Raw genomic sequence first — 25,067 nt, forward strand, 5'->3', positions numbered from 1 at the left:
AAATGAAGCGATAATCCGTAGGGGCGACCGGCTGGTCGCCCCTACATCTGCATATGGAGAGTGAAATCATGAGCATCCAGGAGAGCAAGCAGTCGTGGCAGGAACGGGCAGAGAAGGGACTGGCCAAGTCCCCGGAACGGAAAAAGAGGTTTTACACAACATCCAATATTGAAATGGAACGCTGCTTTACGCCGGATTTCGATCTGCCCGTATACGAAGAGCAGCTTGGTTTCCCCGGCCAGTATCCCTTTACCCGGGGTGTGCAGCCGACCATGTACCGTGGCCGCTTCTGGACCATGCGCCAGTACGCCGGGTTCGGCACGGCGAAGGAATCCAACGAGCGGTACAAGTACCTTCTTTCCGCGGGTCAGACCGGCCTGTCGGTGGCATTTGACCTCCCCACACAGATGGGCTATGACTCCGATGCCTCAATGAGCCTGGGGGAAGTCGGGAAGGTGGGGGTTGCCATCGACTCCCTGGCGGACATGGAAATCCTTTTTGATGGTATTCCCCTTGACAAGGTATCCACCTCCATGACCATCAACTCGACGGCGGCCATCCTGCTCGCCATGTACATAGCGGTGGCGGAAAAGCAAGGGGTCTCGGCGGACAAGATCTCCGGAACCATCCAGAACGACATTCTCAAGGAGTACATGGCCCGGGGCACCTATATCTACCCCCCCAAAGAGTCGATGCGGATCATCACCGACATCTTTGCCTACTGCAAGGACCATGTGCCCAAGTGGAACACCATCTCCATCTCCGGCTACCACATCCGTGAGGCCGGCTCCAGTGCGGTGCAGGAAGTGGCGTTCACGCTTGCCGACGGTATCGCCTACGTGGAGGCGGCCATAAAGGCTGGTCTGGACGTGGACGAGTTCGCCCCTCGCCTCGCATTCTTCTTCAACGCCCACAACAACCTGCTGGAAGAGGTGGCCAAGTTCCGCGCCGCACGCCGCATGTGGGCCCGCATCATGAAGGAGCGCTTCAAGGCCAAAGACCCCAAGTCCCAGATGCTCCGCTTCCATACCCAGACGGCGGGCTGTACCCTCACCGCCCAGCAGCCGGACAACAACATCATGCGGGTCACCATACAGGCGCTTGCGGCAGTACTCGGTGGTACCCAGTCGCTCCATACCAATTCACGCGACGAGGCTCTGGCTCTCCCCACGGAGGATTCGGTCCGGATCGCCCTCCGTACCCAGCAGGTCATTGCCTGCGAATCGGGTGTGGCCGATTCCATCGATCCACTCGCAGGGTCATTCCTCGTGGAATCACTGACCGATCAGATCGAGAAGGCCGCCATGGACTACATCGAGAAGATCGACAAGCTCGGGGGTGCCGTGGAGGCAATTTCCCGCGGCTTCCAGCAAAAAGAGATTCAGGATTCCGCCTATGCCTACCAGCGGGGAATCGAGACCGAGGACCTGATAATCGTCGGAGTCAACAAGTTTACGGTTGCCGAACCCCCTCCCACCGGTCTGCTGAAAGTGAAGGAGGAGGTGGAGATTTCCCAGAAAAAATCCCTTGCCGGCATGAAGGCACAGCGGGATCAGGCCAAGGTACAGAGTGCGCTGAAAAATCTCGAATCAGCCGCCAAGGGGAGCGACAATCTCATGCCGCACATCCTCACGGCAGTCAAGGCCTATGCCACCCTGGGCGAAATTGCCAACGTCTTCCGCGACGTCTTCGGTACCCATAAGGAAACGGTGGTGCTCTGAGCCGATTGTTGCTGAAAATCAATCGCCTCGTGACACTGATGACACAATGACCATCTATAGTGGCGGAGTTAAATGAATGCTTGAAAAAATAAATCATGTCGGCGTGGCGGTCCGATCGCTCGATGAGGCGATTCCCTTTTATCGGAACAGTCTTGGCATGGGTTTCAAGGGGATCGAGGAGGTGGCGGAGCAGAAGGTCCGCGTTGCCTTTTTCCAGATAGGAGAATCGAAGATCGAGCTTCTGGAACCGACGGCTGATGATAGTCCCCTTGCCGGGTTTCTGGCGAAGAACGGTCCGGGAATCCACCATGTTGCCTACGAAGTGGCGGATATTGAGGCCGCAATCGAAAAGCTCGTGAAGGATGGCGCCCGCATGATCGACACCGTTCCACGGAGCGGTGCCCATGGTGCCCGGATTGCCTTTATTCATCCCAAGAGCAGTAACGGTGTTCTCACCGAACTCTGTCAGATGGACCACTGATTCGGAGAGATCGCCCGGCAGGTAACTATCTGTCCTGTCGGAAATACAAGAGCACCGTCGGGCAATGGGGGGAAATTTTTTCTTGACTTTTGTTTGAATGTCACTATATTGTTTCATAAATTTTAAAACAACGTTTGTGCAAATACGGTTTACACTGGTTGCCGACAGTGCAAAAGCCCTGTTAAAAGAGTATGTTGCATTGCCGGTAATGTGAATATGTTCGCACTCAGGGGTCACGGGTTGCTTGCAACTGTTGACATCCGGCAGTCAAGGGGTTATATTAACCCAGCTTCATCGGGCAAGGATAAGAATGGACCTTACACGTATGAACACATGCAAACAAAAGTACAACGGGAAGACCCGCGTCTTGCGTCCCGTGGGACAAGATTGTCCAGAGCCCTGTTTCGTCTGCCCGTAATGTCGGGAAGCGGAGCGGGGCTTTTCTTTTGGAGGGGGATTTAAACAGACCCGAGCAGATCGGCACTTTATCTATGAAAGGTGGTGATATCCCGAAGGAGAAAAACAGTATGCATCATGTGATTGAATTTTAATTTTGATTGTTAATCAACAACGAAGGAGGTAACAGATGAGTATGAAAAAGAGACTTTTGGCTGTCGCAGCAGTATCGGCCCTGACCGTCGCAACGGCGGTGCCGGCGCTGGCGCTGGAAAACGAGTTCCACGGCCTGTTCCGGCTCCGGGGGATCATCGACAACTTCAACAATGGCACCGGTGGGAAATTTACGCCTTCCGTTAGTTCCCCCACGAGCAATTACATCGAGCAGCGGGCGCGCCTCATGTACATCGCCAAGGCGAACGATGACCTGAAGTTGGTGACCCACTTCGAGATTGACTCCCGCTGGGGTGACAACTCCTATGGTTCCAACGGCACCACCCGGAACAATGGCGGGGCCATCGGCGCTGACCAGACTAACCTGGAAACAAAGAATATCTATCTGGACTTCAACATCCCCTCCACGCCGCTGAACGTGAAGCTCGGTATCCAAGGGTTCGACGACGGCTATAAAGGGGTCATTTTTAACAACGACGGCGCTGGCCTGGTTGCCAAGGCGAAGATGAGTTTCGGCTCCCTCGGTGGCGCTTACTTCCGGTTTGACGATGCCACTACCGGTACCGGCGCTGCCGCGACAGCGACCGCACCGGCCAGTTTCACCAACAGCTACTTGGGTGTGCCTGCCTCTTCAACCACAGCCGGCAGCGTAATTCAGAACTCCACCCCCGGTTACCTGACCCGTGATATGGTCAACCTGAATGCCAAGATAAATATTTCCAAGGCCGTCAAGGTTGGCGCCGACTATTACCTCCTCTACAGTGACGTTCTTCGCCAGAGCCAAGACAAGACCGCCATCAACATGTTTGGTGTGAACGCCGAAGCGGTGGCTGGACCTGTCACCATCGACGGTTTCGTGCTTTACCAGACCGGCAAGCTCGGAACTACCGCATTCCCTGGCAATGCCCAGAAACTCAGCTCACTTGCCGCCAACGTTGGCGCCAAGGCGAAACTGGGCCCTGGCACGCTGCGCGCCAATGCCCTCTACCTCTCCGGTGAAAGGTCAACTTCGGGGAGCACCCGGCATGACTTCCAGACCATCGACGAGCGCAGTGCAGACACGCCGGCCCATGCCTTCTATCCCAGCGAGATGCAGATCATGCTCCGCAACAAGTTCAACATGACCTCCGACCGGGCTGTCGTGATGGATCTGAACAACAGCGGCCAGGGCCTCCTCGGTGGTTTCGTCGGCTATGACCTCGCCATCGACAAGTTCTTTGTGAACAGCAACGTGGGCTTTGGTGCTGTTGCGCGGGATACCACCGGTACTCACAAAGGCGACTATCTCGGCACCGAGATCAATACCGAGGTCGGCTACAAGCTGTTCGACAATCTGACCACCAGTGTCCAGGCTGCCTACATGGTCCTCGGCGACTACTTCAAGCCCGCAAGTGGCTCCTGGCCGGTAAACCCCTACACCACCAAGCTGCAGGTGAACTACTCCTTCTAAGTAAGGAAATGGAGCCGGGGTATCCCCGGCTCCATTTGCACGATTGACAGGGCGGAAAAAACTGCTCTAATTACTTCATATGTAAGAATTCCGCGAACGGAGGTTAAGCCATGAAGAAAGTTGCGGTTATGGTGATGGCAGCATTCATGATGTCGGCGACGGTGCCGGCTTTTGCCCAGATGACGAAGGAAGAGAAGGACCAGTGCCTGCTCGCTTCCAAGAGCTGCATGACGGAGGTTGACAGCATTCAGAAGAAGATGAAGAAGCTGAACGCCGAAATCAAGAAGGGCACCAAAGTGTATTCCGCTGACGAGCTGAAGAAGCTTCAGGACAAGCTGAAAGAAGCGGAAAAAATGCTTGACGACCTGCAGACCAGGTAATTTGCGGTAGGTGTGGTTTTAAGGGGGAGAGGCGACTCTCCCCCTTTTTTTGTCAGGACAGTCGGAGTCCCGTCCGGGTCGTGACTGTCTGTCGGAATTCCTGCAAATACTTTGACAAGCCGGGTCCCCTTTGCCATAATCGCACCGTCCATGAAACCATCCTTGAGGAGTTGCAATGAGAAAGATCGCTGCATGTCTGATCCTGCTACTGTCGTTTGTCTATGTGACTGTTGGTGAGGCTGCCGTTATTAAGGCCTATGTTAGTGAATTTAGCGTTACGGGTGGGCAGAACAAGGATGAGCTGAAAGGGATACTGCAGACTCTGCTTACAACGAGGCTCGCCAGCGATGCGGTCACAACCCTCGACAACAAAACCGGGGCCGAAGTTATTGTCAGCGGGAGTTACCTGCAGATCGGCAAGGTATTCAGCATTGATGCCGTTGCCAGGAATGGCAGAGGGGATGTCGTGACGCGCTCTTTTGTTCAGGGTGAGAGTCAGGATGAACTTATTGCTGCTATCGGTAAACTGGCACAGGTGTTGGCTGAAGGCATCGCAAAGAACTACGGACTGACAGCCTCTTCGCAACCGGCTGCGACAGCGGCAGGTGTCGCAACGGTGCCGGTTGTCGCCCCTCCAGCGGATATCGTCAGACCTGCGGAGATCCAGAAGCCATCTCCTGCGGCAACTTCTGCGGACACTGCAACAACATCGGAAATCATACGGCCGACACCAGTTGTGAAATCCGCTGGTGGTGGGTGGGTAAGTCAGCGCCTGACCGGTGTCATGAGCGGTATTGCCCTGGGAAGAACCCTGGACAATGGCGAGCGGGAGGTTTTCATCGCCGGGAACCGGACGCTGAAATACTACCGGATGGGGGAGGGGCTGAAGCTCATCGCCGAGGTCGGGACCAGTGGCGACGAGAAGATTCTCGGCGTTGACACGGCCGATCTGGATGGCGACGGCGTGCAAGAAGTCTATCTGACGGTGCTGAGCGGCGAGACCCTGGTTTCGCGGGTCTATCTGGCAGACGGCACCGGCCTGAAAAAGATTGCCGAAAATCTTCCGTACTTCATGCGAGGAATGGCGCTGGCGGGTGGAAAGAAGAAAATTTACGTCCAGCAGATGTCGACCGACGCGGATTTTTATGGCGATGTCTATGAGCTTGTCAAAAGCGGCGACCGCTATGAGATGAAGAATCCCCTCAAACTCCCCCGGTTCGCCTTTCTCTACAACTTCAACCAGTTCAAGGACCGGGAGGGGAAAACAGATTTCGTGGTGCTCCATCCCGATGGCTACCTGCTGGTCTATTCCGCCGCTCGTGACGAGTTGTGGCGAAGCAACGACAAGTACGGAGGGTCCGAGCTCTATTTCCAGCGGCCCGACATGAGCAATTTCAGGACGACCGGCGATACCATGCGCTGGATATTCCTCCAGCAGCGTATCGTGGTCACCGGCGATGGGGAGATTGTCGTTCCCCAGAACGGCGGCTTTTGGGTTATCGGCAATAGCCGGTCCTACGGGAAGAGTGCGGTAGTTGCGTTCGCCTGGGACGGTTCATCGCTGGAAGAGAGATGGCGAACCCGGCAGGGTCAGAACTACCTGGCCGATTACGCGTTCGATGAAGCGCGCAAGGAACTCGTTCTGATGGAAGTCGTGAAGAAAGAGGGGCTTCTGGACAAAGGTGCGAGTGCGCTCTACATCAAGAAAGTGGAGTAAGATGTTCTAGCCGTTCCGACTGGTTCAGCGGGGATGCCCTGGAGGGCATCCCCGTTTCCATCAGGGGATTTAATCGTTGACTTTCCAACGGTATATTGCTAGCATTTCAGGCGTTTTGCAGCGATTCGGGCAGCATCCTGACCACGTTTCATACACAACATTCCTGTCGGAAAGATACGTCGAAGTGACCAATCCCATCACCATAGAAGCCCCTCTGCCCAAAGGGGTGACCGATTTCCTGCCCGAGAAGGCAGGGAAGATCGGTTACATTGAAGCAAAGATCCGGCGGGTGTTCGAGTTGTGGGGATTTCGGCGGATCATCCCTCCACTCCTCGAATTCCAGGATGTCATGGCTCTCGGTCTGGGAGAAGAGTTGAAGGAAAAGACCTTCCGCTTCGACGACCGGCACACCGGCCGCCTGCTTGCCATCCCTCCGGATATAACGCCCCAGGTTGCCCGGATGGTCGCCACGCGCATGCAGGGGTATCCTCTCCCCCATCGCCTCTGCTATAACGGCCGGGTGTTACGCCACGCAGAACTCCAGTCGGGCCGTAGCCGGGAGATTTTCCAGGCCGGAGTCGAACTGATCGGCCTCGATTCACCCGAAGCGGATGCGGAAATGATTGCCATGGCGGTCGAGGTGCTGCAGGGGTTAGGCTTCGACGATTTCAAGATTGACATTGGCCAGCTGGAGTTTTTCCGCGGGATCATGGCAACCGCAGGGCTCACTGCGTCTGCCGGACGAGGGCTGCAGCAGGCGATCAGCAAGAAAGATGTTTCTGCCGTACGCGAACTGCTCGATGCCGAGCCCCTCGACGACCGGAGCAAGGAAGCACTGGCGGCGCTGCCGCGACTTTTTGGCGGCCGGGACGTGCTCGACGCGGCAGCCCGGGTGGCGACCAATGACCGTTCCCTGCAGGCTCTCGACAATGTCTCCCAGGTACTCGATATTCTGGCCATCCACGGCGTGACCGAATATCTCACCATTGACCTCGGGGAGATACGCGGACTCGATTATCATACCGGCCTGACCTTCGAGGGTTTTGTGGCTGGTCTGGGAGAGGCAGTCTGCAGTGGCGGTCGCTATGACACCCTGACGGCAAACTATGGCATGTCCGCCCCGGCCACCGGCTTTGCGTTCAACATCCTTTCCATTCTTAATGCACTGGAGCGGCGGCCGGACGTTCAGGCGAGCACGAACCGTGATTTTCTGCTTTTCAATCTGAAGGAAGACCGACGCGAGGCGCTGGAGATTGCCCAGGCGTTGCGGAGCAAGGGGTTTTCCACCGCACGGGACATCATCCGGCGCGGTTTCGAAGATTCCCTGGCCTACGCCCGGCGTATGAACATACTCCGCATGCTGGTGCTGGGTGGGGATGCCTGCGCCGAAGACGAGGTCCTCATCGTCCGGGTAGCGGATGGCAAAGGGCTCAAGCTAAAGAAGTCGGACCTGTTCCGCACGGAACTGGCTCTGGATTTTGATCAAGAATCGAGTAAGTCCTGACAAGGAGAGGGCAATGGCGAATGTCGTGGTAGTAGGCGCCCAGTGGGGCGATGAAGGAAAAGGGAAGGTCGTTGACATATACACTGAGTTTGCCGACGACGTGGTACGGTATCAGGGAGGGAACAACGCCGGCCACACCTTGGTAGTCGGGGAAGAAAAGGTCGTTCTCCACCTCATCCCGTCGGGGGTCCTCCATGCCGGCAAGCGGTGCATCATCGGCAACGGTGTGGTTCTTGACCCGGAAGTTTTCATCCGGGAGATCACCAACCTCAAGGCCGCCGGCCGGCTCCAGGACGACAGCTGTCTGCTCCTCAGTGAATCGCTCCATGTCATCATGCCCTACCACAAAAGGATCGACATCGCCCGGGAGGCGCAGAGCGGTGATAAGAAGATCGGCACCACCGGTCGGGGAATCGGGCCTACCTACGAGGACAAGATCGGCCGCCGCGGCATCCGGTTGATGGATCTCATCAACAAGGATCAGTTTGCCCGCAAGCTGAAGGAGCAACTGCCGGAGAAGAACTTCATCCTGGAAAAACTGCTGGGGGAGTCCCCCCTTACCTTTGAGGAGATTTTCGAGCAGTATAACGTCTATGCGGACATTCTCCGCCGTTATGTCGCCGACACCACCCTTGTGCTCCACCGGGATGTGCGGGGAGGCAAAAAGATTCTGTTCGAAGGTGCCCAGGGGACCATGCTCGACGTGGACCATGGGACCTATCCCTTTGTGACCTCGTCATCCACCTGTGCCGGAGGTGCTTGCACCGGTACGGGGGTAAGCCCGAGGGACATCCATGAAATCGTCGGCATTTCCAAGGCGTATATCACGCGGGTCGGCAGCGGACCGTTTCCGACTGAACTCCTTGATGACACTGGCGAGCAACTTCGTGCCACCGGCCACGAATTCGGCGCCACCACTGGCCGGCCGCGCCGTTGCGGCTGGTTCGATGCCTTGGTGGCAAAATATGCGGTGCGGGTCAACGGGCTGACCGGCATCGCCCTGACCAAGCTCGATGTGCTCGATGAATTTGCCACGATCAAGGTCTGCACCGCCTACTCCTGTAACGGTGAAATCCTCGACGAACTGCCGTCCAACCTCGATCTGTTCGAAAAATGCAGGCCAGTTTATGAGGAGTTGCCGGGATGGCAATCGGACATCAGTAAGATACGAAACTTTGCCGACCTGCCGGAGAATGCCCGGAACTACGTAAAGCGACTCGAGCAACTGTCCGGTTGTCAGATAGTCATGGTTTCGGTCGGACCGCGGCGGGATGAAACCATCATCCTGCGTAACCCGTTTGACTGAAAATGCAGGGCAAAAAAAATCTTGACCATGGAAGTGTAATGTAGTATAAAGCTTATTCTTGTCGCAACGAGCCGCTAGCTCAGTTGGTAGAGCACCTGACTTTTAATCAGGTGGTCGTTGGTTCGATCCCAACGCGGCTCACCATGTCCCCTTCGTCTAGCCCGGCCCAGGACACCGCCCTTTCACGGCGGCGACACCGGTTCAAATCCGGTAGGGGACGCCAAGCAAGCATCCGGTAATATCCGGATTCAATCAAAAGGCCTTGAGAAATCAAGGCCTTTTCTTTTTGTGTTGTCCAATAACATCCGCTTTGATATGCTGAAATCCAGGAAGTTTGGGGGCCGATTTAGGGGCAGGCCCCCATACCTCATTTCGGCAGGCCCCCAAAAGGAGGTTAAGCTCATGCCAAAGCGGATTCTGCCGTTGACTGAACTTCAGGTGAAGAACGCGAAACCGGTCCCCAAAGAATTTAAATTGTTCGATGGTGGGGGGCTGTTCCTGCTGGTTACGCCCACTGGCGGTAAGCTATGGCGCTTTAAATACCACTTTGCGGGAAAAGAGAAGAAACTCACCTTCGGTGTCTATCCGGCAATTTCCCTTGCCGATGCCCGACAACGGCGCGAGGATGCCAAGAAGCTCCTGGGTAATGGCGTTGATCCTGGCGAGATCAAGAAGGCCCAGAAGGAAGAACTTGCCGCCGATCAAAGAACCTTTGAAGTTGTGGCCCGCGAATGGTTTGCCAAGAATGAGCCGGTATGGAGTGCAAGCCACATAAAAACGGTCAAGAGTCGCCTGGAACGGGACATATTTCCGGTTATCGGCAACCGCCCCATTGCAGAGGTTAAACGTTTAGAGATTATTTCACTTCTCAAGGGAATCGAGGCACGGGGGAAGATCGAGACGGCCAAACGGATAAAAATCTACTGTGGACAGATATTCCGTTATGCCCTCAATAATGGATGGATAGAAAACAATCCGACGAGTGATCTCAAGACGGGAGATATTCTCGTTAAGGTGGAGGAGAAGCACCACGCCGCGTTAACCGATCCGAAACAGGTTGCCGAACTTCTGAGGGCGATAGATGTCTATACCGGTACCTATGTCGTGAAATGTGCTCTACAGCTTGCCCCGCTGGTGTTTGTCCGTCCTGGAGAGTTACAGAAAGCAGAATGGGCTGAAATTGATCTTGAAGTTGCTGAATGGAACATCCCGGCAACGAGGATGAAAACGAAGCAACCCCATCTTGTACCACTAGCGAAACAGGCCATTGCCATACTCCGTGATCTTCATAAGCTGACCGGTACCAGTCAGTACCTTTTCCCTTCCCTTCGTTCCGACAAGCGCCCAATGAGTAATGTTGCCATGCTTGCAGCTTTTCGCCGGATGGGATTCGACAAGGATGAAATGACAACCCACGGCTTTAGGGCGATGGCGCGGACGATCCTAGACGAGGTTTTACAGGTCCGCCCCGATTTCATAGACCACCAGCTTGCACATGCAGTTAAAGACCCAAACGGGAGAGCCTATAACCGCACTGCGCATCTTGCCGAACGGCGAAAAATGATGCAGTTGTGGGCAGATTACTTAGAAGGACTGAAAGCCGGCGCGAAGGTACTTTCCCTTCGTCGCGCTGAATGAGCAGGTTCGCGGGATAGTCCGGCCAGACGACAAGCTGCCTTTCCTGGGGCGGTTTCCCGCGATAATCAGTCCAGGGCGTAGCAGGAGACGCGGTGATATGGAACCAACACCTTACTTGACATTCTGGCAAGTCGCTGAGCAGTGGGCTGAAGAAATGAGACGACCCATCATGGGTGTAGTACAAATCATGAGACACCATGCAACCTACCAATATCCTCACCCAACTCCGTGCCCTGTTCCTTCACTACTTGTTTGGCCTACGGCATATATCTCACCGAAAGGTGAAATTAACGAATCCACCATTTACATAGCCAGTGAAATGGTTAAAAAGGAGAACGCTCCTCGTTTGGAAGAGTTGAAGGGGAGAGAGTCGAGATATCGCACCGCATATCGTACCCCTGAATATATCGCTGCCGAAGCATTTTTTAACTCTGCTGCGTGCCCACCTGAGCCTACCGAGGAAATAAAGAAACACCTCTCATTGTTCGCCATACGTAGGGAAGATTTTAGGGAGTGGTGTCTTGGCGAAGGAGAAACATTACCGAAATTCTGGTTTCCAAAAGAAGCGCAACTCATTGCCTGCCCGAATGAGCCTTCCAGGAAAACAAGTAATCTTCCCGACCGAAAAGGCAAGGTCGTACCAGAATCGAAACGACGTAAAAAGGCAGATTTCACTAAGGCCATTGATTCCTTGTTTTTTCAACTCATTGAAGAAGGAAACATTGAAGTTTTAAAGCCAGGCCAAACAATAGCATTCCTAAAATCTTTAAAAAAACGAATACATGATGACGATAAAATGAAGGATAGTAACCAGACCTATGGTGAATTGGTCAAAGACGTAAAAATCAATACCTCTGACGAATGTATGCTAATGCAAAACCCACGGAATGTAAGAAACAAGAAGACCCCTGAAAGCAAGTGGTATACCCGCAATGATGTAGGCAAACGCCTCTCTGAATTACGTAGTGAACATCGAGGAGAATTTCCTCTCTACTCTAAAAAATAGTTTCCCTCTAACTGACCTGCAAGTTTCCCTCATCTTAGTTTCAAGGAAACACCCTGTGAAATAGTGAACGCAGTAATTCACTAAAAAACGGAGGTGTTTCCCAATGGAAAAGCAGCGACAAATCCCGTCTACTGGATTCCTTAGATTACCAGACATAATCGGCGACCGAAAAAGGGGCATTCCCGCCCTTATACCTGTTTGTCGAAGCAAATGGTACGATGGCATTCAAAAAGGCATCTATCCTCCCCCCGTGAAACTTTCCGAACGCACTTCCGCATGGCCTGTGCAAAAGATTCTTGAACTTATTGAACGTCTTGGAGGTGAGAGATGATAAGTTCTGAACCTCTAAACAGGGGGGCACAAAATACACAGCCGAAACCTTCAATGGAGGTCTTGATAGATTGGCTATCGTTTACGCTTCCTGACCAGAAGGCACTGGATGAAGTGCTCTCCTTAAATGGTTTCTCCATTTTGGAGAGAGTGAAATACCAATGGGGGAAATTCGGTTATAAAGCCCAGAGAAGATGCGGCAACGCAGTTATTTTATCTGACGGGATGTCTGGAATGGGAATTCATGTCGAAATGACTGGGCAAGCTTGCAGGGAGTTTGAAATGAAGTCTGGACAGTGGCATAAATTGATTTCAAAGATATTTATTGTTGGCGGTCATTTTACTCGTTTAGATTTTGCCATAGATGACCGAGAAGGGCATTTCTCTATTGCTGAAGCTCAGGATAAAATGCAGCGACGTGAAGTTCGTTCACGGTTCAAGAAAGGTCAAGAAACAACAAGTTACAACTTCAGTGATGCAAGAGAAAAGGACGGCAAAACTCTTTATTTTGGCAGTCCTAAAAGCGCTGTTCAAATACGGATTTATGATAAGGCGGTAGAACAGAATGTAGGTGGGGTGTGGATTCGCACGGAAATTCAGTGCCGCCATGAAAGAGCAAATACTCTTGCAAATTACATCCTTGAATCTGACAATATTGGGTCAATTATTAGCAATGTTCTCAAAAGTTATTTAAATTTCATTGAACCAGCAACGGATTCCAACAAGGCGCGTTGGCCTGTATCTTCCTGGTGGAATGAGTTCCTTGGAACCGTCGAGCGGTTGAAACTTAAGTTCATAGATGTCAGGCAGTCAGTCATGAAAGTCCCAGAATGGTTATGTACGAAATCAACTAATATCATTGCGCCAATACTCAACACCAACAGAAGGTATTCAGGCTCAAAAGAGACCGAGCTGAGACCGCCTGATGTGGTTATGATAAATCTCAAGGTTTGAGCCCGCATAATTCGAGGAAATTTAGAGGGAAATAATGCCTTTGACCCGCAAAGAATTTAACGCTCTTCTCCGTACTTCCAAGATTGAGTTAATGGAGTTTCGGCGCACTTATGGCCTTGATAAGCGACGCCGTGTTAAGCCGCGTGAAGAAGACCGGCGACGGAAGTATAGCTATAGCGATGATTATTCATTTTGGTCTCGATGGAGGGAACTGAAATTTAACCAGTCTGCGTTGGCGAGGGAACTTGGTATCTCACAGCCTGCTGTAAGGAAAAGGCTTTTACGGATACGCTGCGAGAATGCCGAAATTGCGCCGAAAACGTTACTTATGGTTAAAATGGCTCTTGGTGATATTCCGTCCATATTTTGCAATGTTACGTTAGAAGAGTGAATTCTGAAGATGTATAGTTATAACCCTTCGTGCCACGAAAAAGTGACTTTTCATGTCCACTATGAGCGTGGCTCAAGACATCGAATCCCCAGAACGTTGTTCAAAACTTTATTTGCCGTTCTCAAATTACAGGTAATTGGTTTCTAATCTTGACACTCCAGCCTTTGTAGGTGTACTTAAATGAAATGATTTAAATGCGAAGCCCGGAAGGGGCGAATAGTGACAACACGCGTGTTAAAGTTGAGTAATCCGTTTTATGGGCATCAAGCTTATAAAACGGATTTTTCATTTTAAAAAAAATGAGGTTGAGATTGTGAATTATTCTGTCGCAAGTAACCATTAATTGTGGATGGGGCATGATGGATGATTTTGGACAAAAAACAGTGTCAGGACAACATGTAGTGCTCGATCTGGAGACGACCGGTTTTACTCCCCATCGTGGGGACAGGGTGATTGAGATCGGCGCGGTTGCCGTTGAGAACGGCAAGATAACGTCCGAATTCTCCAGCCTCATACAGGTGCCGCGAATGATTCCGTGGCAGGCGACACGGGTACATGGCATCACTAACGACATGCTAGCCGGGCAACCGTTGCCTGAGGAAGTGTTCCCTGCGGTGCGTGACTTTTTTGGTGATGGTGTGTTGGCGGCCCACAATGCGGCTTTTGACATGTCTTTCTTACGGTACGAATTTGGGCGGCTTGGTTTCGGCCTGCCCAACCGCTATGTCTGCACGTTGGAGTTGTCGCGCTGGCGGTTACCGCAATTGCCCGATCATCGACTGGCGACTGTTTATCGGCATCTGTTCGGGGGCTTGCCTGATAGTGTTAGGCGGCATCGGGCGCTTGATGATGCGCGTATGGCGGCTCGGGTGTGGGTGGAGTTGGTGTCGTAGGGCGAATCTTGTGTTCGCCCTGATTGAGAAGGTTTTGGGGGATTTGATGACGGAGTATTTTCGGTATTGGGGGAAGGCGGAGAGGGACGGGGATGGTTATCACCTCTTGCCGTATCATTGTTTAGATGTGGCGGCGGTGGGTCATGTTCTGTTGTCCGGTGATGCGGCATTACGGAAGAAGTTTACGTCCATTACCGGTCTTCATGAATCAGTGGTTTGTCGGTGGCTCGTGCTGCTTCTTGCCCTTCACGACATCGGCAAGTTCTCTGAGAGTTTTCAAAATCTGCGGACTGATTTGCTGGCGCAATTACAAGGAATCACCAGCAGAAGGCAGTATTCCGTCAGGCATGACAGGCTCGGCAATCTGTTTTTAAAATCTGCTCTTGAAAGTGGAGAGCTGAACGTGCCGCCAGAGCTATCATATGAAGAATGGCAGGATGTTGTGATGACCATGGTGCGTCCATTTACCGGGCATCACGGCGTTCCTCCAAGTATTCAGGGGGATAATAACATACCGTTGCGCACCGCTAATTTCTTCTCTGAGGAAAATAGTTCAGCGGCGCGTCAATTCACAGAATCAGTCAGCACTTTGGTTTGTAGAGATGGGAATGAAATCTTTCTCCCGCCCCCAGTTGAGCTTGAATCGTTGATGAAAAAAGCCTCCTGGCTGATGGCAGGTTTTGTTGTGTTGTGTGATTGGGTCGGCTCTAATAGCCGATGGTTTCCGCTATGCAAGGAGTCAATAAATCTGGGTGAATATTGGGAGAAACACGCACTTCCACAGGCGAACAAGGCAATCCGGGAAGCAGGGATCAATGCCGGTATACCATTAAACGAACTGTCCGATTTTTTCGGACTGTTCCCGCATATTACTACACCGACGCCATTACAGAAATTTGTCGATCAGTGTCCGATAGGAAGCACACCGCAACTGTTTATTCTTGAAGACGTCACTGGTTCTGGCAAGACCGAGGCGGCACTGTTGTTGGCTAGCCGCTTGATGTCTGCCGGCTGCGGTAAGGGATTGTTTGTGGCGCTGCCAACCATGGCAACTTCAAATGCCATGTATGACCGTTTGATCGATAGCTACCAAAAGCTTTTTACGCCTGACTCTACGCCGTCCCTTGTTTTGGCTCACGGCGCACGCCATCTTTCCGAAACCTTCATGGCGTCTGTCGCAAGGAAAACAGACCATGGCCCAGACGGAGAAACGGCAACAGCCCAATGTTCATCGTGGCTGGCGGATAACCGCAAAAAGGCGTTGTTGGCGGATGTCGGAGTAGGGACGCTTGATCAAGCATTGTTGGCTATCCTACCTGCCCGGTTTCAGTCCTTACGGCTTTTCGGCTTATCTAGTCACATTCTGATCGTAGATGAAGTTCATGCCTATGATCCCTACATGAACAAGCTACTGCAAAATCTGCTCTCCTTTCATGCCGCTCTTGGCGGCAGTGCAATACTTATTTCAGCTACGTTACCGACTCATATCCGGCGCGACTTCATTGCCGCTTTTGCCAATGGCTGCGGCGACCAACGAAAGCCGGAGCTGCAAAGCCGGGACTATCCGCTGGCAACGGCATATTGCATGGCAGACGGAGTGCGGGAAACCGCTGTGGAAGCCACAATGCAGCGGCAATGCAAAGTAGCTGTTGAACTGATTGCTGACGAAAAGGAAGTGGTGCGGCAGATTGTTGAGACGGCAAACAAAGGGAGGTGCGTTTGCTGGATAAGAAATACTGTGCATGATGCTTTGGCAGGTTTTGCTAGTCTGACAGAGTCCATATCCGAAGAGAATCTGCTGTTGTTTCATGCCCGGTTTGCCATGGGGGACCGTCTCGACATTGAGGAAACGGTGACGAAAATCTTCGGCAGGAAAAGCACGGCTCAAGAGCGTTCTGGTAAGGTGCTGATAGCAACCCAGGTTGTGGAGCAGTCTCTTGATCTGGATTTTGACCTGCTGATTACCGACCTTGCACCCATGGACTTGTTGATTCAGAGAGCCGGGCGCTTGCATCGGCACCCGCGCGATGAGCATGGAAACCCATTGCTGAATGGTACTGACAGGCGGGAGCCACCCTGTATGATTGTTTACGGCCCGCTGCCGGAAGATAATGCTGCGGGAGACTGGTTTAAGGCGGTATTTCCCAAGGCATCATTTGTCTATCCGAGTCATGGTTGTCTTTGGCTGACGGCGCGACTGTTGTCTGATAATAATGAACTGAAAATGCCGGATGACGCAAGGGAGTTGATAGAGGCTGCCTTTTCCGAGAGTGCCGACAAAATACCCGACCCTCTCCAGCAGCGTGACCAGCAGGCAAGCTCGCAATGGCAAACCGATAGATCGCTTGCTCATATCAACATGCTCAAGCTGGATGAAGGCTATGAGCCTACGATAAACCAATGGCGGGAAGACATGAAAACACCGACCCGTCTGGGCGGGATGGATACCACGGTGCGCCTTGCCACGTGGGACGGCACGACGCTTCTGCCCTGGCATCTGCATGAAAAATTCCCGTGGGACATGAGCCAGGTAAGTATCCGTAGCGGATTGGTGGATTCTGAAGTGGCTTATACTGGTTCTCTGGGAGATAAAATAACCCGTTTGAAAGAGCTGCTGCCTGACAAGGGTAAATGGTCGGTGCTGGTTCCGCTCCAACTAAGTGAAGATGGGCACTGGCGGGGCGAGGCGCTAAACAAAAGACAAGAAATCATGGAAGTGAAATATGATCGACAGACCGGGGCAACAGTTACGAAAAAGGAGGGTTAGATGGAGTTCAACTTGATTGAGAAACGATGGATTCCGGTATTGCGGAGGGACGGGACTCCTGACTGGATCGCGCCGTACGAGGTGACGAAAGGCTTCGCCGAAAATCCGGTGGTGTCTCTCAATGCCCCTCGTCCGGACTTTAACGGGGCGTTGATTCAGTTCCTGATCGGGCTGGTGCAGACAGTCGTGGCTCCGCAAAGCGCGTTGGAATGGCGGGAAAAGCTTGTTGAGCCGCCGACACCGGAAGAGTTGCTGGAAAAGTTTGCAACGGTTCGCCATGCCTTTGAGCTTGGCGGGGACGGGCCGCGGTTTATGCAGGACTTTGAGAAGCTGGAAGGACAATCAGGAACTATCGATTCACTGTTGATTGACGAGCCAGGGGAAAATGCGCTTAAAAACAACACTGATTTCTTTGTGAAGAGAAAAGATTTCCGCTTTGCTATGTGTCCTTCCTGCAGCGCTATTGCCTTGTTTACCTTGCAAACTAATGCTCCAGCTGGTGGTCGTGGCTATATGACTTCATTACGTGGCGGAGGGCCGTTGACAACACTGATTAAAGGTATGGGCAAGCATGATCTTCTCTGGCACACCATTTGGCTGAATATACTTGAAAATACAAGATTTCAAAATCTTGCGAACTCACAGCGGAACGAAGAGGCAAATAAGTTTCCTTGGATGTCGAAAATGAAGGAACTCATTTCTGAGCAGGATATGCACCCATCGCACTATTACTGGGCAATGCCAAGACGGTTGAGGCTGGATTTAGAACATTCATCTGGTAACTGCAACGTCTGCTCATGCCACAGTGATGACTTGATTTCACACTTCAAAGAAAAGCCGAACGGATCAAAATATCAGGAACCGATGAAGCACCCATTGTCAGCATTTAACGGCAATTCAACCAAGGCAGTTCTTACTCAATCTGGAGGGGTTAGTTATCGGCATTGGCTCGGATTGATATTTGCCGATAATGAAGGGAATAGCGAGCCTGCTAGAGTGATTCATGAATACATTCAGCAACGTAAAAAAGACGACTGGCCGCTTCAATTATGGGCTTTTGGGTATGACTTTGTTCCAGGCCAAAACAAGGCTCGTTGTTGGTACGAGTCGCAGATGCCATTGCTTCTTGTTGATGCTCAGTTGCGGGAAGAATATGAACATTACGTTGTCGGCATGGTTAGAGCTGCCGCAGAAGTTGCTAGTAACACAAGAAGTGCAGTGAAAAAGGCATGGTTTAAGCGACCAGTTGATGCCAAAGGTGATGTTTCGTTTGTTGATAACGGCTTTTGGCATTCTACCGAACCAGCTTTTTATGAGGGTCTGAAAGCATTAAGTCCAATGCTTGAGAGCAGTGACGAAAAGGAGACAATCGGCCGTCAATGGCTTTTTGAGCTTTGTAAGCTATCGCTGAAATTGTTTGATGATTATGCGATGGAAGCTCCGATCGAAGATGCCGATCCCAAGCGGGTGGTAGTGGCTCGCAAGGAGTTGGAGCAATATAACCATGGCAAGAAAATCAAAGGATTGCTTGGTATTCCGGTTGATCAGTCAGGAACAGATAAAAAGACTAAGGGCAAGAAAGAAGCGAAACAGGCGGAGCTTACATTCTGAAATCAATAACTGAAAGGAGGCTGCATGAGCACATCATATCTGAAGTTTGAACATGATTCACCGGAAACGCTGGCACTGTCAAGGTGGTGGCTGGCGTTGAATGACAATCGGGGCGACCGGGCAGAATTACGCCGCTGTTCAACATTAGCTGAGGTCGCCTTCACATCGGCGTATCACCGGTTGCGTCTTGACCTCATTAAGTTTGGCGCAGTGAATGCCGACTCTCTTGCATTGGTGGCAGGTCTGGCGGCACGGGTGAAAAGCAGTATTGCAGGTAATACCCTGGCGGAGCAGATGGCAACTGGCAAAGCAGACGGCTCTGCAAGGGTGAGCGGCTTGCGATTCCGACGTTTGTTGAAGGTCAAGGAGAGAGAAGATCTGTTTACCGCAATGGGGCGAGTTATTGCTCTGTTGGGTGGTGCTGTCAATCTGCAAAGCCTCGCCGATAGCGTTTATTACTGGAACGATAGAACCCGCAAGCAGTGGGCGTTTGAATACTACACGAAATCACCGTCAGAACAATAACTCACTCAAAAAGGAGAATCTTAACATGAGTACTTTTATCCAACTGCATCTGCTGACTTCTTATCCGCCGTCAAACCTGAATCGCGACGATCTGGGCCGTCCTAAGACCGCCATCATGGGCGGGAAAACCCGCTTGCGAGTGTCTTCCCAGAGCCTGAAGCGGGCTTGGAGAACTTCTGAAATCTTCACCAAGGCTATGAAAGGACATGTTGGTACTCGTACCAAAGCCATGGGAGTTGACGTCTACGAAGCCCTGAAAGTAAAGGGGGTAGCGGAAGGAAATGCAAAAAACTGGGCGAAACAGATAGCGGAGGTTTTCGGTAAGGCCAAGAAAGCAAATGCAGCAAAGCCACTTGAAGAACTGGAAATTGAGCAACTGGCACATTTCAGCCCAGAAGAAAAAACTTCCATCTTCGCGCTGGTTGATAAACTGGCCGCAAGTAATACGGCGCCAACTGCAGATGATCTTAAACTGCTTCAGAAAGATCATACTGCAGCGGATATTGCCATGTTTGGCAGGATGCTGGCCAGCTCGCCTGCATTCAATACAGAGGCTGCTGTGCAGGTAGCTCACGCGGTGACAGTTCATGATGTGGCTGTAGAGGATGATTACTTCACTGCAGTGGACGATTTGAATAACGACGAGGATGACCTTGGCGCGGCACACATTGGCGAAACAGAATTTGGTGCAGGGCTTTTCTATCTTTATGTCTGCATCGACCGCGATCTATTGCAGGATAATCTGGGAGACAAGACGCTTGCCAACAAAGCGCTTACTGCATTGCTGGAGTCATCCGCCAAGGTATCTCCCACCGGCAAGCAGAATAGCTTTGCCTCCCGTGCCCGCACGTCCTACCTGTTGGCCGAGAAAGGTAGCGACCAACCACGTTCTCTCTCGGTGGCCTTTCTGAAGCCGGTTCGTGGGGAAGATATTCTTGCACAGTCCATCAAAGAGTTGGAAAGACGTCGAGAAAATTTTGACAAGGTCTATGGCCCCTGTGCCGACGGCTTCAAGACCATGAACGCTGAAACCGGTATGGGTAGCCTTGGTGACATCTTAACCTTTGTGACGGAGTAATGGCTATGGCTGACTATCTCGTTTTCCACCTATACGGCCCGATGGCCGCATGGGGTGACGTTGCCGTCGGGGAGTATCGTCCGAGCTTTGCCCACCCTTCCAAGTCGGCAATTATCGGCCTACTTGCCGCTGCTCTTGGCATCCGGCGTGATGAAGATGCGCAGCAGAAAAGCTTTGCTGAAGCTTGTTCCTATGCCGTCCGCGTGGACGCCATGGGAACCCTGTTGCGTGATTATCACACGATCCAGGTTCCGTCTTCCGGCACAGTGCGTAATCCCAAAACATTTCACACCAGAAAAGCCGAGCTTGCCGATAGCGATTTGAACACGATCCTTTCCAGCCGGGATTACCGCTGTGACGCCGTCTATACCGTGGCTGTCACACTTCGGGACGATGCACCTTGCAGTGTGAAGGATCTTGCAGAGGCCCTACGCAAGCCGGTTTTTACGCTATATCTGGGGCGAAAATCCTGTCCGCTGGCGTTTCCTCTTTCGCCACTGGTCATTACTGCCGAGTCGGTAAAGGAAACCATGGCCAAGGCTCATGTGCCGGAGGAGTTGCACGACTTGATTCATGAGAAACCTAGCTTGGTCTATTGGGAAGGGGAGCAGGGAGGATACGAACGCGAACAGGTAATAACCCGTCGCGATGAGCCGCTGAGCCGCAAGCGATGGCAGTTCAGCGAGCGAAAAGAGAATTTCGCCACGGTGCTTAGAGAGGAGGAAACGCCATGTACTTCAGCTTGATACGCCTACGGCGTGACCTGTCACCAACGGATATTGTTTCTTTGGGCCGGAGTGACGGCTACCGACTTCACAAAATGGTATGGGACATTTTTAGCGATGGCCCTGACCGGAAACGCGACTTCCTTTACCGTTTTGAAAAGTTAAATGGCTTTCCGACATACTACACGATATCGGAGCGTCAACCTGATGATTCGACGGGATTATGGGATATTAGCACAAAGCCATACCTGCCAAAGCTTGTACAGGGCGAGCGACTTGCATTCAAACTCCGGGCAAATCCGATTCAATCTTCAAAGCAAGAACGTACCGTCGAGGAGCTTGAGGCATGGCAAAAGAGCAGGGCTGAGCGCGGATTTAAACAAAATAAATGGACGGAAAAAGTTGTCCGCCATGACGTGGTGATGGAAGCAAAAACAAAAATCGACTTCAAAAATTTACCAGAAGAAAAGCGACCTCACGTTGCGACGCTTATTCAGGATGCCGGCCTTGAATGGCTTAAATCACGGGAAGAAGAGTATGGTTTTTCGGTTGTGCAATCAGGTACAAGAGCTGATGGTTATTGTCAGCACAGGCTTTATAAAAGCAAAAGCGCAAAACCGGTTACATTCAGCACGCTGGAATTTGACGGGGTGCTGACGGTAACGGAGCCAGGCATTTTTCTTGAGAAATGCCTCTTTAACGGCATTGGCCCGGCTAAAGGCTTCGGCTGCGGCTTGATGCTCGTCCGGCGGGTTTGAATTATTCAAAAAACCCTGAATAGTTGAAAAGCAGGTGGCAATGTCACCCTCTTTCGAGGGGTTAGTACGGTTAGAATCAGTACATCCCTTGTCGTACCTGTGAAAATCATCAAAGGCGGGCGCGGCGAGCAGCGCCCCTACGGAATGAATCTTGTTAAGGAGATCGATAAGGTCGAAAGGCACTAGAAATGCGACAGGGTAAAAAGAAATGACTGAACTGATCCTCCCTCCATTGAAGCCCATTCCCATCAAGGATCGCATCTCTGTGGTCTATGTGGAGCGGGGCAATCTCGACGTGCTGGACGGTGCCTTTGTGGTGGTGGATGTCTCCGGTGTCCGCACCCATATCCCCATCGGCACGGTGGCCTGTCTGATGCTGGAGCCAGGTGCGCGAGTTTCCCATTCCGCCGTAGTTCTGGCGGCGAGGGTGGGATGTTTGCTGGTCTGGATTGGCGAGGCCGGGGTACGGCTTTATGCTGCCGGCCAGCCAGGCGGAGCGCGGTCGGACCGACTTTTGTATCAGGCCAAACTGGCCCTGGACGATGCAGCGCGGCTCAAGGTGGTGCGAAAGATGTATGCGCTTCGTTTCAAGGAGGAGCCGCCGGAGCGGCGTAGCGTGGAGCAGTTGCGAGGCATAGAAGGGGTGCGGGTGAGGAAGATGTATGAGCTTCTTGCCCATCAGTATGGTGTTGAGTGGAGACGCCGCAACTATGACCATAGCCAGTGGGAAAGCGGAGACGTGCCGAACCGATGTCTTTCGTCAGCTACCGCCTGTATCTACGGTATCTGCGAGGCGGCCATCCTGGCTGCGGGGTATGCCCCGGCAGTCGGTTTCATTCATACCGGCAAGCCCCAGTCGTTTGTCTATGACATTGCCGACATCTTCAAGTTCGATACCGTGGTACCGGTGGCGTTCCGCGTGGCGGGGAAGAAACCACACAACCCTGAACGGGAGGTGCGGCTGGCATGCCGGGACGCATTCCGTCAGAGCCATTTACTGGATAGAATTATCCCAACCATCGAGCAGGTGCTTGCTGCTGGTGGGTTTGAGGTGCCGAAGGCGCACGAAGAAGCGGTGGCGCCGGCAATTCCCAATAAGGAGGGGCTTGGCGATGCTGGTCATCGTGGTTGAGAATGCACCATCCCGCCTGCGGGGGCGCTTGGGACTCTGGCTCGTTGAAGTGCGGGCCGGCGTGTATGTCGGAAAGGTCTCACGCCGGGTACGGGAAATGATTTGGCAGAATATCGAGAAGGGCATTGATGACGGCAATGCAGTGATGGCGTGGCAGACCAATAACGAGTCGGGTTTCGATTTTCTGACCCTCGGTGCAAACCGACGGATACCGATAGAGATGAATGGGATTAAGCTGGTATCATTCCTGGCAGAGCAGATGCCAGCGCAAGGTAGGAATGGTCTGTGATGGCTTGATTTGAGAGGTGTTACAGGTGGGCTTAGTTGGTAGATTATTTGCGACTGAATATCTTCAATTATTTTGAGGGAGTAGAAGAAGTGTGTTCCCCGCACGAGCGGGGATGAACCAAGCTGATACTCACCCACAATGTCCGCGTCGGCAGTGTTCCCCGCACGAGCGGGGATGAACCGAACGCCCCGGCGCATACTGCCTCGTCCTTCCGGTGTTCCCCGCACGAGCGGGGATGAACCGCAGCAGACATTGACGCACTGATTGCTGCCAGTGTGTTCCCCGCACGAGCGGGGATGAACCGGAAAGCCTCTTGATGGCGTTGTCATCGGTAACGTGTTCCCCGCACGAGCGGGGATGAACCGCTATCGGGGATATGTCCCTGTCGGACGAAAGCGTGTTCCCCGCACGAGCGGGGATGAACCGGAAATGCAGTTCTTTAGTGCTCCCCACGTACAGTGTTCCCCGCACGAGCGGGGATGAACCGAGTTGGCGAAGCGAGGATAAAAAAGAGGGGCCGTGTTCCCCGCACGAGCGGGGATGAACCGCAACACCAACGACAACATTGAATTGCGCTACTGTGTTCCCCGCACGAGCGGGGATGAACCGATACGGGTCCACAGGCACAAGGTTGCAGTTCGGTGTTCCCCGCACGAGCGGGGATGAACCGGCTCAGAACTGAACCCGGTGTTGCTGGCGCAAGTGTTCCCCGCACGAGCGGGGATGAACCGACCCGGAGGCGATAATCAGGCGGCTGCATGTTGTGTTCCCCGCACGAGCGGGGATGAACCGGGGAACATCCTCAAACAGGGAGAACTCCACCCGTGTTCCCCGCACGAGCGGGGATGAACCGGATGAACTGGGCGCACCGGTGGCGTACCAGGTGTGTTCCCCGCACGAGCGGGGATGAACCGGGGAAAAGATCATCCCGGCCGATCAGAACAAGGTGTTCCCCGCACGAGCGGGGATGAACCGGTAATGGCGTGGGGTTCGGGCTGGGTCAGGAAGTGTTCCCCGCACGAGCGGGGATGAACCGACCCTGGGGATTACCACCGAACAGGCGAGCATGTGTTCCCCGCACGAGCGGGGATGAACCGGAACAGGCCTATGACTGCCACCTGGTCACGGTGTGTTCCCCGCACGAGCGGGGATGAACCGCTTGGCAGCTACCCACTTACGGGCATCGACCCGTGTTCCCCGCACGAGCGGGGATGAACCGGATGGCATCGCCGAATTGGAAGTCGAAGCCCTGTGTTCCCCGCACGAGCGGGGATGAACCGGCGAAGGCCGGCACGAACATGACAAAGGTTTCGTGTTCCCCGCACGAGCGGGGATGAACCGAATGACCGTTATCGCAATAGAACCGGAACCGCGTGTTCCCCGCACGAGCGGGGATGAACCGGCGGTCGAAGGCAACCAGCTCGGCCCGGATCCGTGTTCCCCGCACGAGCGGGGATGAACCGCCGATCAGATCGGCCCGCCAGGTGGTGGGGGTGTGTTCCCCGCACGAGCGGGGATGAACCGCTGGGGAACGGCCTCATCCTTCAATGGACCGCGTGTTCCCCGCACGAGCGGGGATGAACCGGAGATTATTCGGATGAATCCCGTCCGCCTCAGGTGTTCCCCGCACGAGCGGGGATGAACCGATCCGGGGGCAATAATTAGGCGGTTACATGTCGTGTTCCCCGCACGAGCGGGGATGAACCGCAGTGTTGCCGCAGGCCGAAACGGAAGAGAAGGTGTTCCCCGCACGAGCGGGGATGAACCGGCGCTGGGGCCTGCGGTTTCGATATGGATACAGTGTTCCCCGCACGAGCGGGGATGAACCGAACTGAACGGCG

General features: G+C 53.1%; 19 protein-coding genes, 2 tRNA genes and 1 CRISPR repeat array (1 of these 22 running past the window's edge). All 21 genes read left to right on the plus strand.

Annotated elements, in window-relative coordinates; translation table 11 throughout:
• The first annotated feature begins 68 nt into the window (after positions 1-68).
• The 21 genes from LDN04_RS05490 to cas2e all read left to right on the plus strand — a co-directional run bounded on the left by LDN04_RS05490 (position 69) and on the right by cas2e (position 23,226).
• Positions 69-1,721, plus strand: coding sequence for a methylmalonyl-CoA mutase (locus LDN04_RS05490; protein WP_223907368.1), 1,653 nt, complete (start codon positions 69-71; stop codon positions 1,719-1,721).
• A gap of 76 nt (positions 1,722-1,797) precedes the next feature.
• On the plus strand, positions 1,798-2,202 hold the full coding sequence (gene mce, locus LDN04_RS05495; protein ID WP_223907371.1) for a methylmalonyl-CoA epimerase: 405 nt from the start codon (positions 1,798-1,800) through the stop codon (positions 2,200-2,202).
• Positions 2,203-2,788: 586 nt separating this feature from the next.
• The gene (locus LDN04_RS05500) at positions 2,789-4,222 is read left to right on the plus strand and encodes a histidine kinase (RefSeq protein WP_223907374.1); all 1,434 of its coding nucleotides are present in this window, start codon (positions 2,789-2,791) and stop codon (positions 4,220-4,222) included.
• A gap of 110 nt (positions 4,223-4,332) precedes the next feature.
• Entirely contained in the window at positions 4,333-4,602 is a 270-nt protein-coding gene (locus tag LDN04_RS05505) for a hypothetical protein (RefSeq protein ID WP_223907378.1), read from the plus strand.
• A 175-nt stretch (positions 4,603-4,777) separates the two neighbouring features.
• Entirely contained in the window at positions 4,778-6,319 is a 1,542-nt protein-coding gene (locus LDN04_RS05510; protein ID WP_223907381.1) for a VCBS repeat-containing protein, read from the plus strand.
• Between the two features lie 184 nt (positions 6,320-6,503).
• Positions 6,504-7,823, plus strand: a complete 1,320-nt coding sequence (locus LDN04_RS05515; RefSeq protein WP_223907384.1) for an ATP phosphoribosyltransferase regulatory subunit — start codon at positions 6,504-6,506, stop codon at positions 7,821-7,823.
• 13 nt (positions 7,824-7,836) lie between these two features.
• Positions 7,837-9,129, plus strand: coding sequence for an adenylosuccinate synthase (locus LDN04_RS05520; RefSeq protein WP_223907387.1), 1,293 nt, complete (start codon positions 7,837-7,839; stop codon positions 9,127-9,129).
• Positions 9,130-9,197: 68 nt separating this feature from the next.
• Positions 9,198-9,273 (plus strand) — tRNA-Lys (locus LDN04_RS05525).
• A gap of 1 nt (position 9,274) precedes the next feature.
• Positions 9,275-9,352 (plus strand) — tRNA-Glu (locus LDN04_RS05530).
• A 179-nt stretch (positions 9,353-9,531) separates the two neighbouring features.
• On the plus strand, positions 9,532-10,767 hold the full coding sequence (locus tag LDN04_RS05535) for an integrase arm-type DNA-binding domain-containing protein (RefSeq protein WP_223907390.1): 1,236 nt from the start codon (positions 9,532-9,534) through the stop codon (positions 10,765-10,767).
• A 97-nt stretch (positions 10,768-10,864) separates the two neighbouring features.
• Positions 10,865-11,773, plus strand: coding sequence for a hypothetical protein (locus LDN04_RS05540; RefSeq protein ID WP_223907393.1), 909 nt, complete (start codon positions 10,865-10,867; stop codon positions 11,771-11,773).
• 327 nt (positions 11,774-12,100) lie between these two features.
• Positions 12,101-13,057: a replication initiation factor domain-containing protein gene (locus LDN04_RS05545; protein WP_223907396.1), complete on the plus strand. Its 957-nt coding sequence runs from the start codon at positions 12,101-12,103 to the stop codon at positions 13,055-13,057.
• 747 nt (positions 13,058-13,804) lie between these two features.
• Positions 13,805-14,341, plus strand: a complete 537-nt coding sequence (locus LDN04_RS05550) for a PolC-type DNA polymerase III (RefSeq protein ID WP_223907398.1) — start codon at positions 13,805-13,807, stop codon at positions 14,339-14,341.
• A 10-nt stretch (positions 14,342-14,351) separates the two neighbouring features.
• Positions 14,352-17,108 carry a CRISPR-associated helicase Cas3' gene (gene cas3, locus LDN04_RS05555; RefSeq protein ID WP_223907400.1) on the plus strand — a complete coding sequence of 919 codons (2,757 nt, stop codon included), beginning with the start codon at positions 14,352-14,354 and terminating at the stop codon, positions 17,106-17,108.
• The gene (gene casA / locus LDN04_RS05560; protein WP_223907403.1) at positions 17,109-18,719 is read left to right on the plus strand and encodes a type I-E CRISPR-associated protein Cse1/CasA; all 1,611 of its coding nucleotides are present in this window, start codon (positions 17,109-17,111) and stop codon (positions 18,717-18,719) included.
• 24 nt (positions 18,720-18,743) lie between these two features.
• Positions 18,744-19,244, plus strand: a complete 501-nt coding sequence (gene casB, locus LDN04_RS05565; protein ID WP_223907406.1) for a type I-E CRISPR-associated protein Cse2/CasB — start codon at positions 18,744-18,746, stop codon at positions 19,242-19,244.
• Positions 19,245-19,269: 25 nt separating this feature from the next.
• Positions 19,270-20,322, plus strand: coding sequence for a type I-E CRISPR-associated protein Cas7/Cse4/CasC (cas7e, locus tag LDN04_RS05570; protein ID WP_223907408.1), 1,053 nt, complete (start codon positions 19,270-19,272; stop codon positions 20,320-20,322).
• Between the two features lie 5 nt (positions 20,323-20,327).
• The gene (gene cas5e / locus LDN04_RS05575) at positions 20,328-21,068 is read left to right on the plus strand and encodes a type I-E CRISPR-associated protein Cas5/CasD (RefSeq protein ID WP_223907411.1); all 741 of its coding nucleotides are present in this window, start codon (positions 20,328-20,330) and stop codon (positions 21,066-21,068) included.
• A complete protein-coding gene (gene cas6e, locus LDN04_RS05580) occupies positions 21,053-21,805 on the plus strand; it encodes a type I-E CRISPR-associated protein Cas6/Cse3/CasE (protein ID WP_223907415.1) in 753 nt (250 codons plus the stop codon). Before cas5e ends, cas6e begins: the two co-directional genes overlap by 16 nt.
• A 208-nt stretch (positions 21,806-22,013) precedes the next feature.
• Positions 22,014-22,937 carry a type I-E CRISPR-associated endonuclease Cas1e gene (cas1e, locus tag LDN04_RS05585; protein WP_223907418.1) on the plus strand — a complete coding sequence of 308 codons (924 nt, stop codon included), beginning with the start codon at positions 22,014-22,016 and terminating at the stop codon, positions 22,935-22,937.
• A complete protein-coding gene (gene cas2e / locus LDN04_RS05590) occupies positions 22,918-23,226 on the plus strand; it encodes a type I-E CRISPR-associated endoribonuclease Cas2e (RefSeq protein WP_223907420.1) in 309 nt (102 codons plus the stop codon). The genes cas1e and cas2e overlap by 20 nt, the downstream gene beginning before the upstream one ends.
• Positions 23,227-23,317: 91 nt before the next feature.
• A CRISPR array of direct repeats spans positions 23,318-25,067; the repeat unit is 29 nt; unit sequence GTGTTCCCCGCACGAGCGGGGATGAACCG (it continues 5,058 nt past the right edge of the window).

Source organism: Geobacter sp. AOG1 (assembly GCF_019972315.1).
Classification (GTDB): Bacteria; Desulfobacterota; Desulfuromonadia; order Geobacterales; family Geobacteraceae; genus Geomobilimonas.

What these genes read in the sequence shown, in the direction of transcription:
- LDN04_RS05490 (WP_223907368.1), top strand. Translation starts at nt 69, where the DNA reads ATGAGCATCCAGGAGAGCAAGCAGTCGTGGCAGGAACGGGCAGAGAAG.
- mce (WP_223907371.1), top strand. Translation starts at nt 1,798, where the DNA reads ATGCTTGAAAAAATAAATCATGTCGGCGTGGCGGTCCGATCGCTCGAT.
- LDN04_RS05500 (WP_223907374.1), top strand. Translation starts at nt 2,789, where the DNA reads ATGAGTATGAAAAAGAGACTTTTGGCTGTCGCAGCAGTATCGGCCCTG.
- LDN04_RS05505 (WP_223907378.1), top strand. Translation starts at nt 4,333, where the DNA reads ATGAAGAAAGTTGCGGTTATGGTGATGGCAGCATTCATGATGTCGGCG.
- LDN04_RS05510 (WP_223907381.1), top strand. Translation starts at nt 4,778, where the DNA reads ATGAGAAAGATCGCTGCATGTCTGATCCTGCTACTGTCGTTTGTCTAT.
- LDN04_RS05520 (WP_223907387.1), top strand. Translation starts at nt 7,837, where the DNA reads ATGGCGAATGTCGTGGTAGTAGGCGCCCAGTGGGGCGATGAAGGAAAA.
- LDN04_RS05535 (WP_223907390.1), top strand. Translation starts at nt 9,532, where the DNA reads ATGCCAAAGCGGATTCTGCCGTTGACTGAACTTCAGGTGAAGAACGCG.
- LDN04_RS05540 (WP_223907393.1), top strand. Translation starts at nt 10,865, where the DNA reads ATGGAACCAACACCTTACTTGACATTCTGGCAAGTCGCTGAGCAGTGG.
- LDN04_RS05545 (WP_223907396.1), top strand. Translation starts at nt 12,101, where the DNA reads ATGATAAGTTCTGAACCTCTAAACAGGGGGGCACAAAATACACAGCCG.
- LDN04_RS05550 (WP_223907398.1), top strand. Translation starts at nt 13,805, where the DNA reads ATGATGGATGATTTTGGACAAAAAACAGTGTCAGGACAACATGTAGTG.
- casA (WP_223907403.1), top strand. Translation starts at nt 17,109, where the DNA reads ATGGAGTTCAACTTGATTGAGAAACGATGGATTCCGGTATTGCGGAGG.
- casB (WP_223907406.1), top strand. Translation starts at nt 18,744, where the DNA reads ATGAGCACATCATATCTGAAGTTTGAACATGATTCACCGGAAACGCTG.
- cas7e (WP_223907408.1), top strand. Translation starts at nt 19,270, where the DNA reads ATGAGTACTTTTATCCAACTGCATCTGCTGACTTCTTATCCGCCGTCA.
- cas5e (WP_223907411.1), top strand. Translation starts at nt 20,328, where the DNA reads ATGGCTGACTATCTCGTTTTCCACCTATACGGCCCGATGGCCGCATGG.
- cas6e (WP_223907415.1), top strand. Translation starts at nt 21,053, where the DNA reads ATGTACTTCAGCTTGATACGCCTACGGCGTGACCTGTCACCAACGGAT.
- cas1e (WP_223907418.1), top strand. Translation starts at nt 22,014, where the DNA reads ATGACTGAACTGATCCTCCCTCCATTGAAGCCCATTCCCATCAAGGAT.
- cas2e (WP_223907420.1), top strand. Translation starts at nt 22,918, where the DNA reads ATGCTGGTCATCGTGGTTGAGAATGCACCATCCCGCCTGCGGGGGCGC.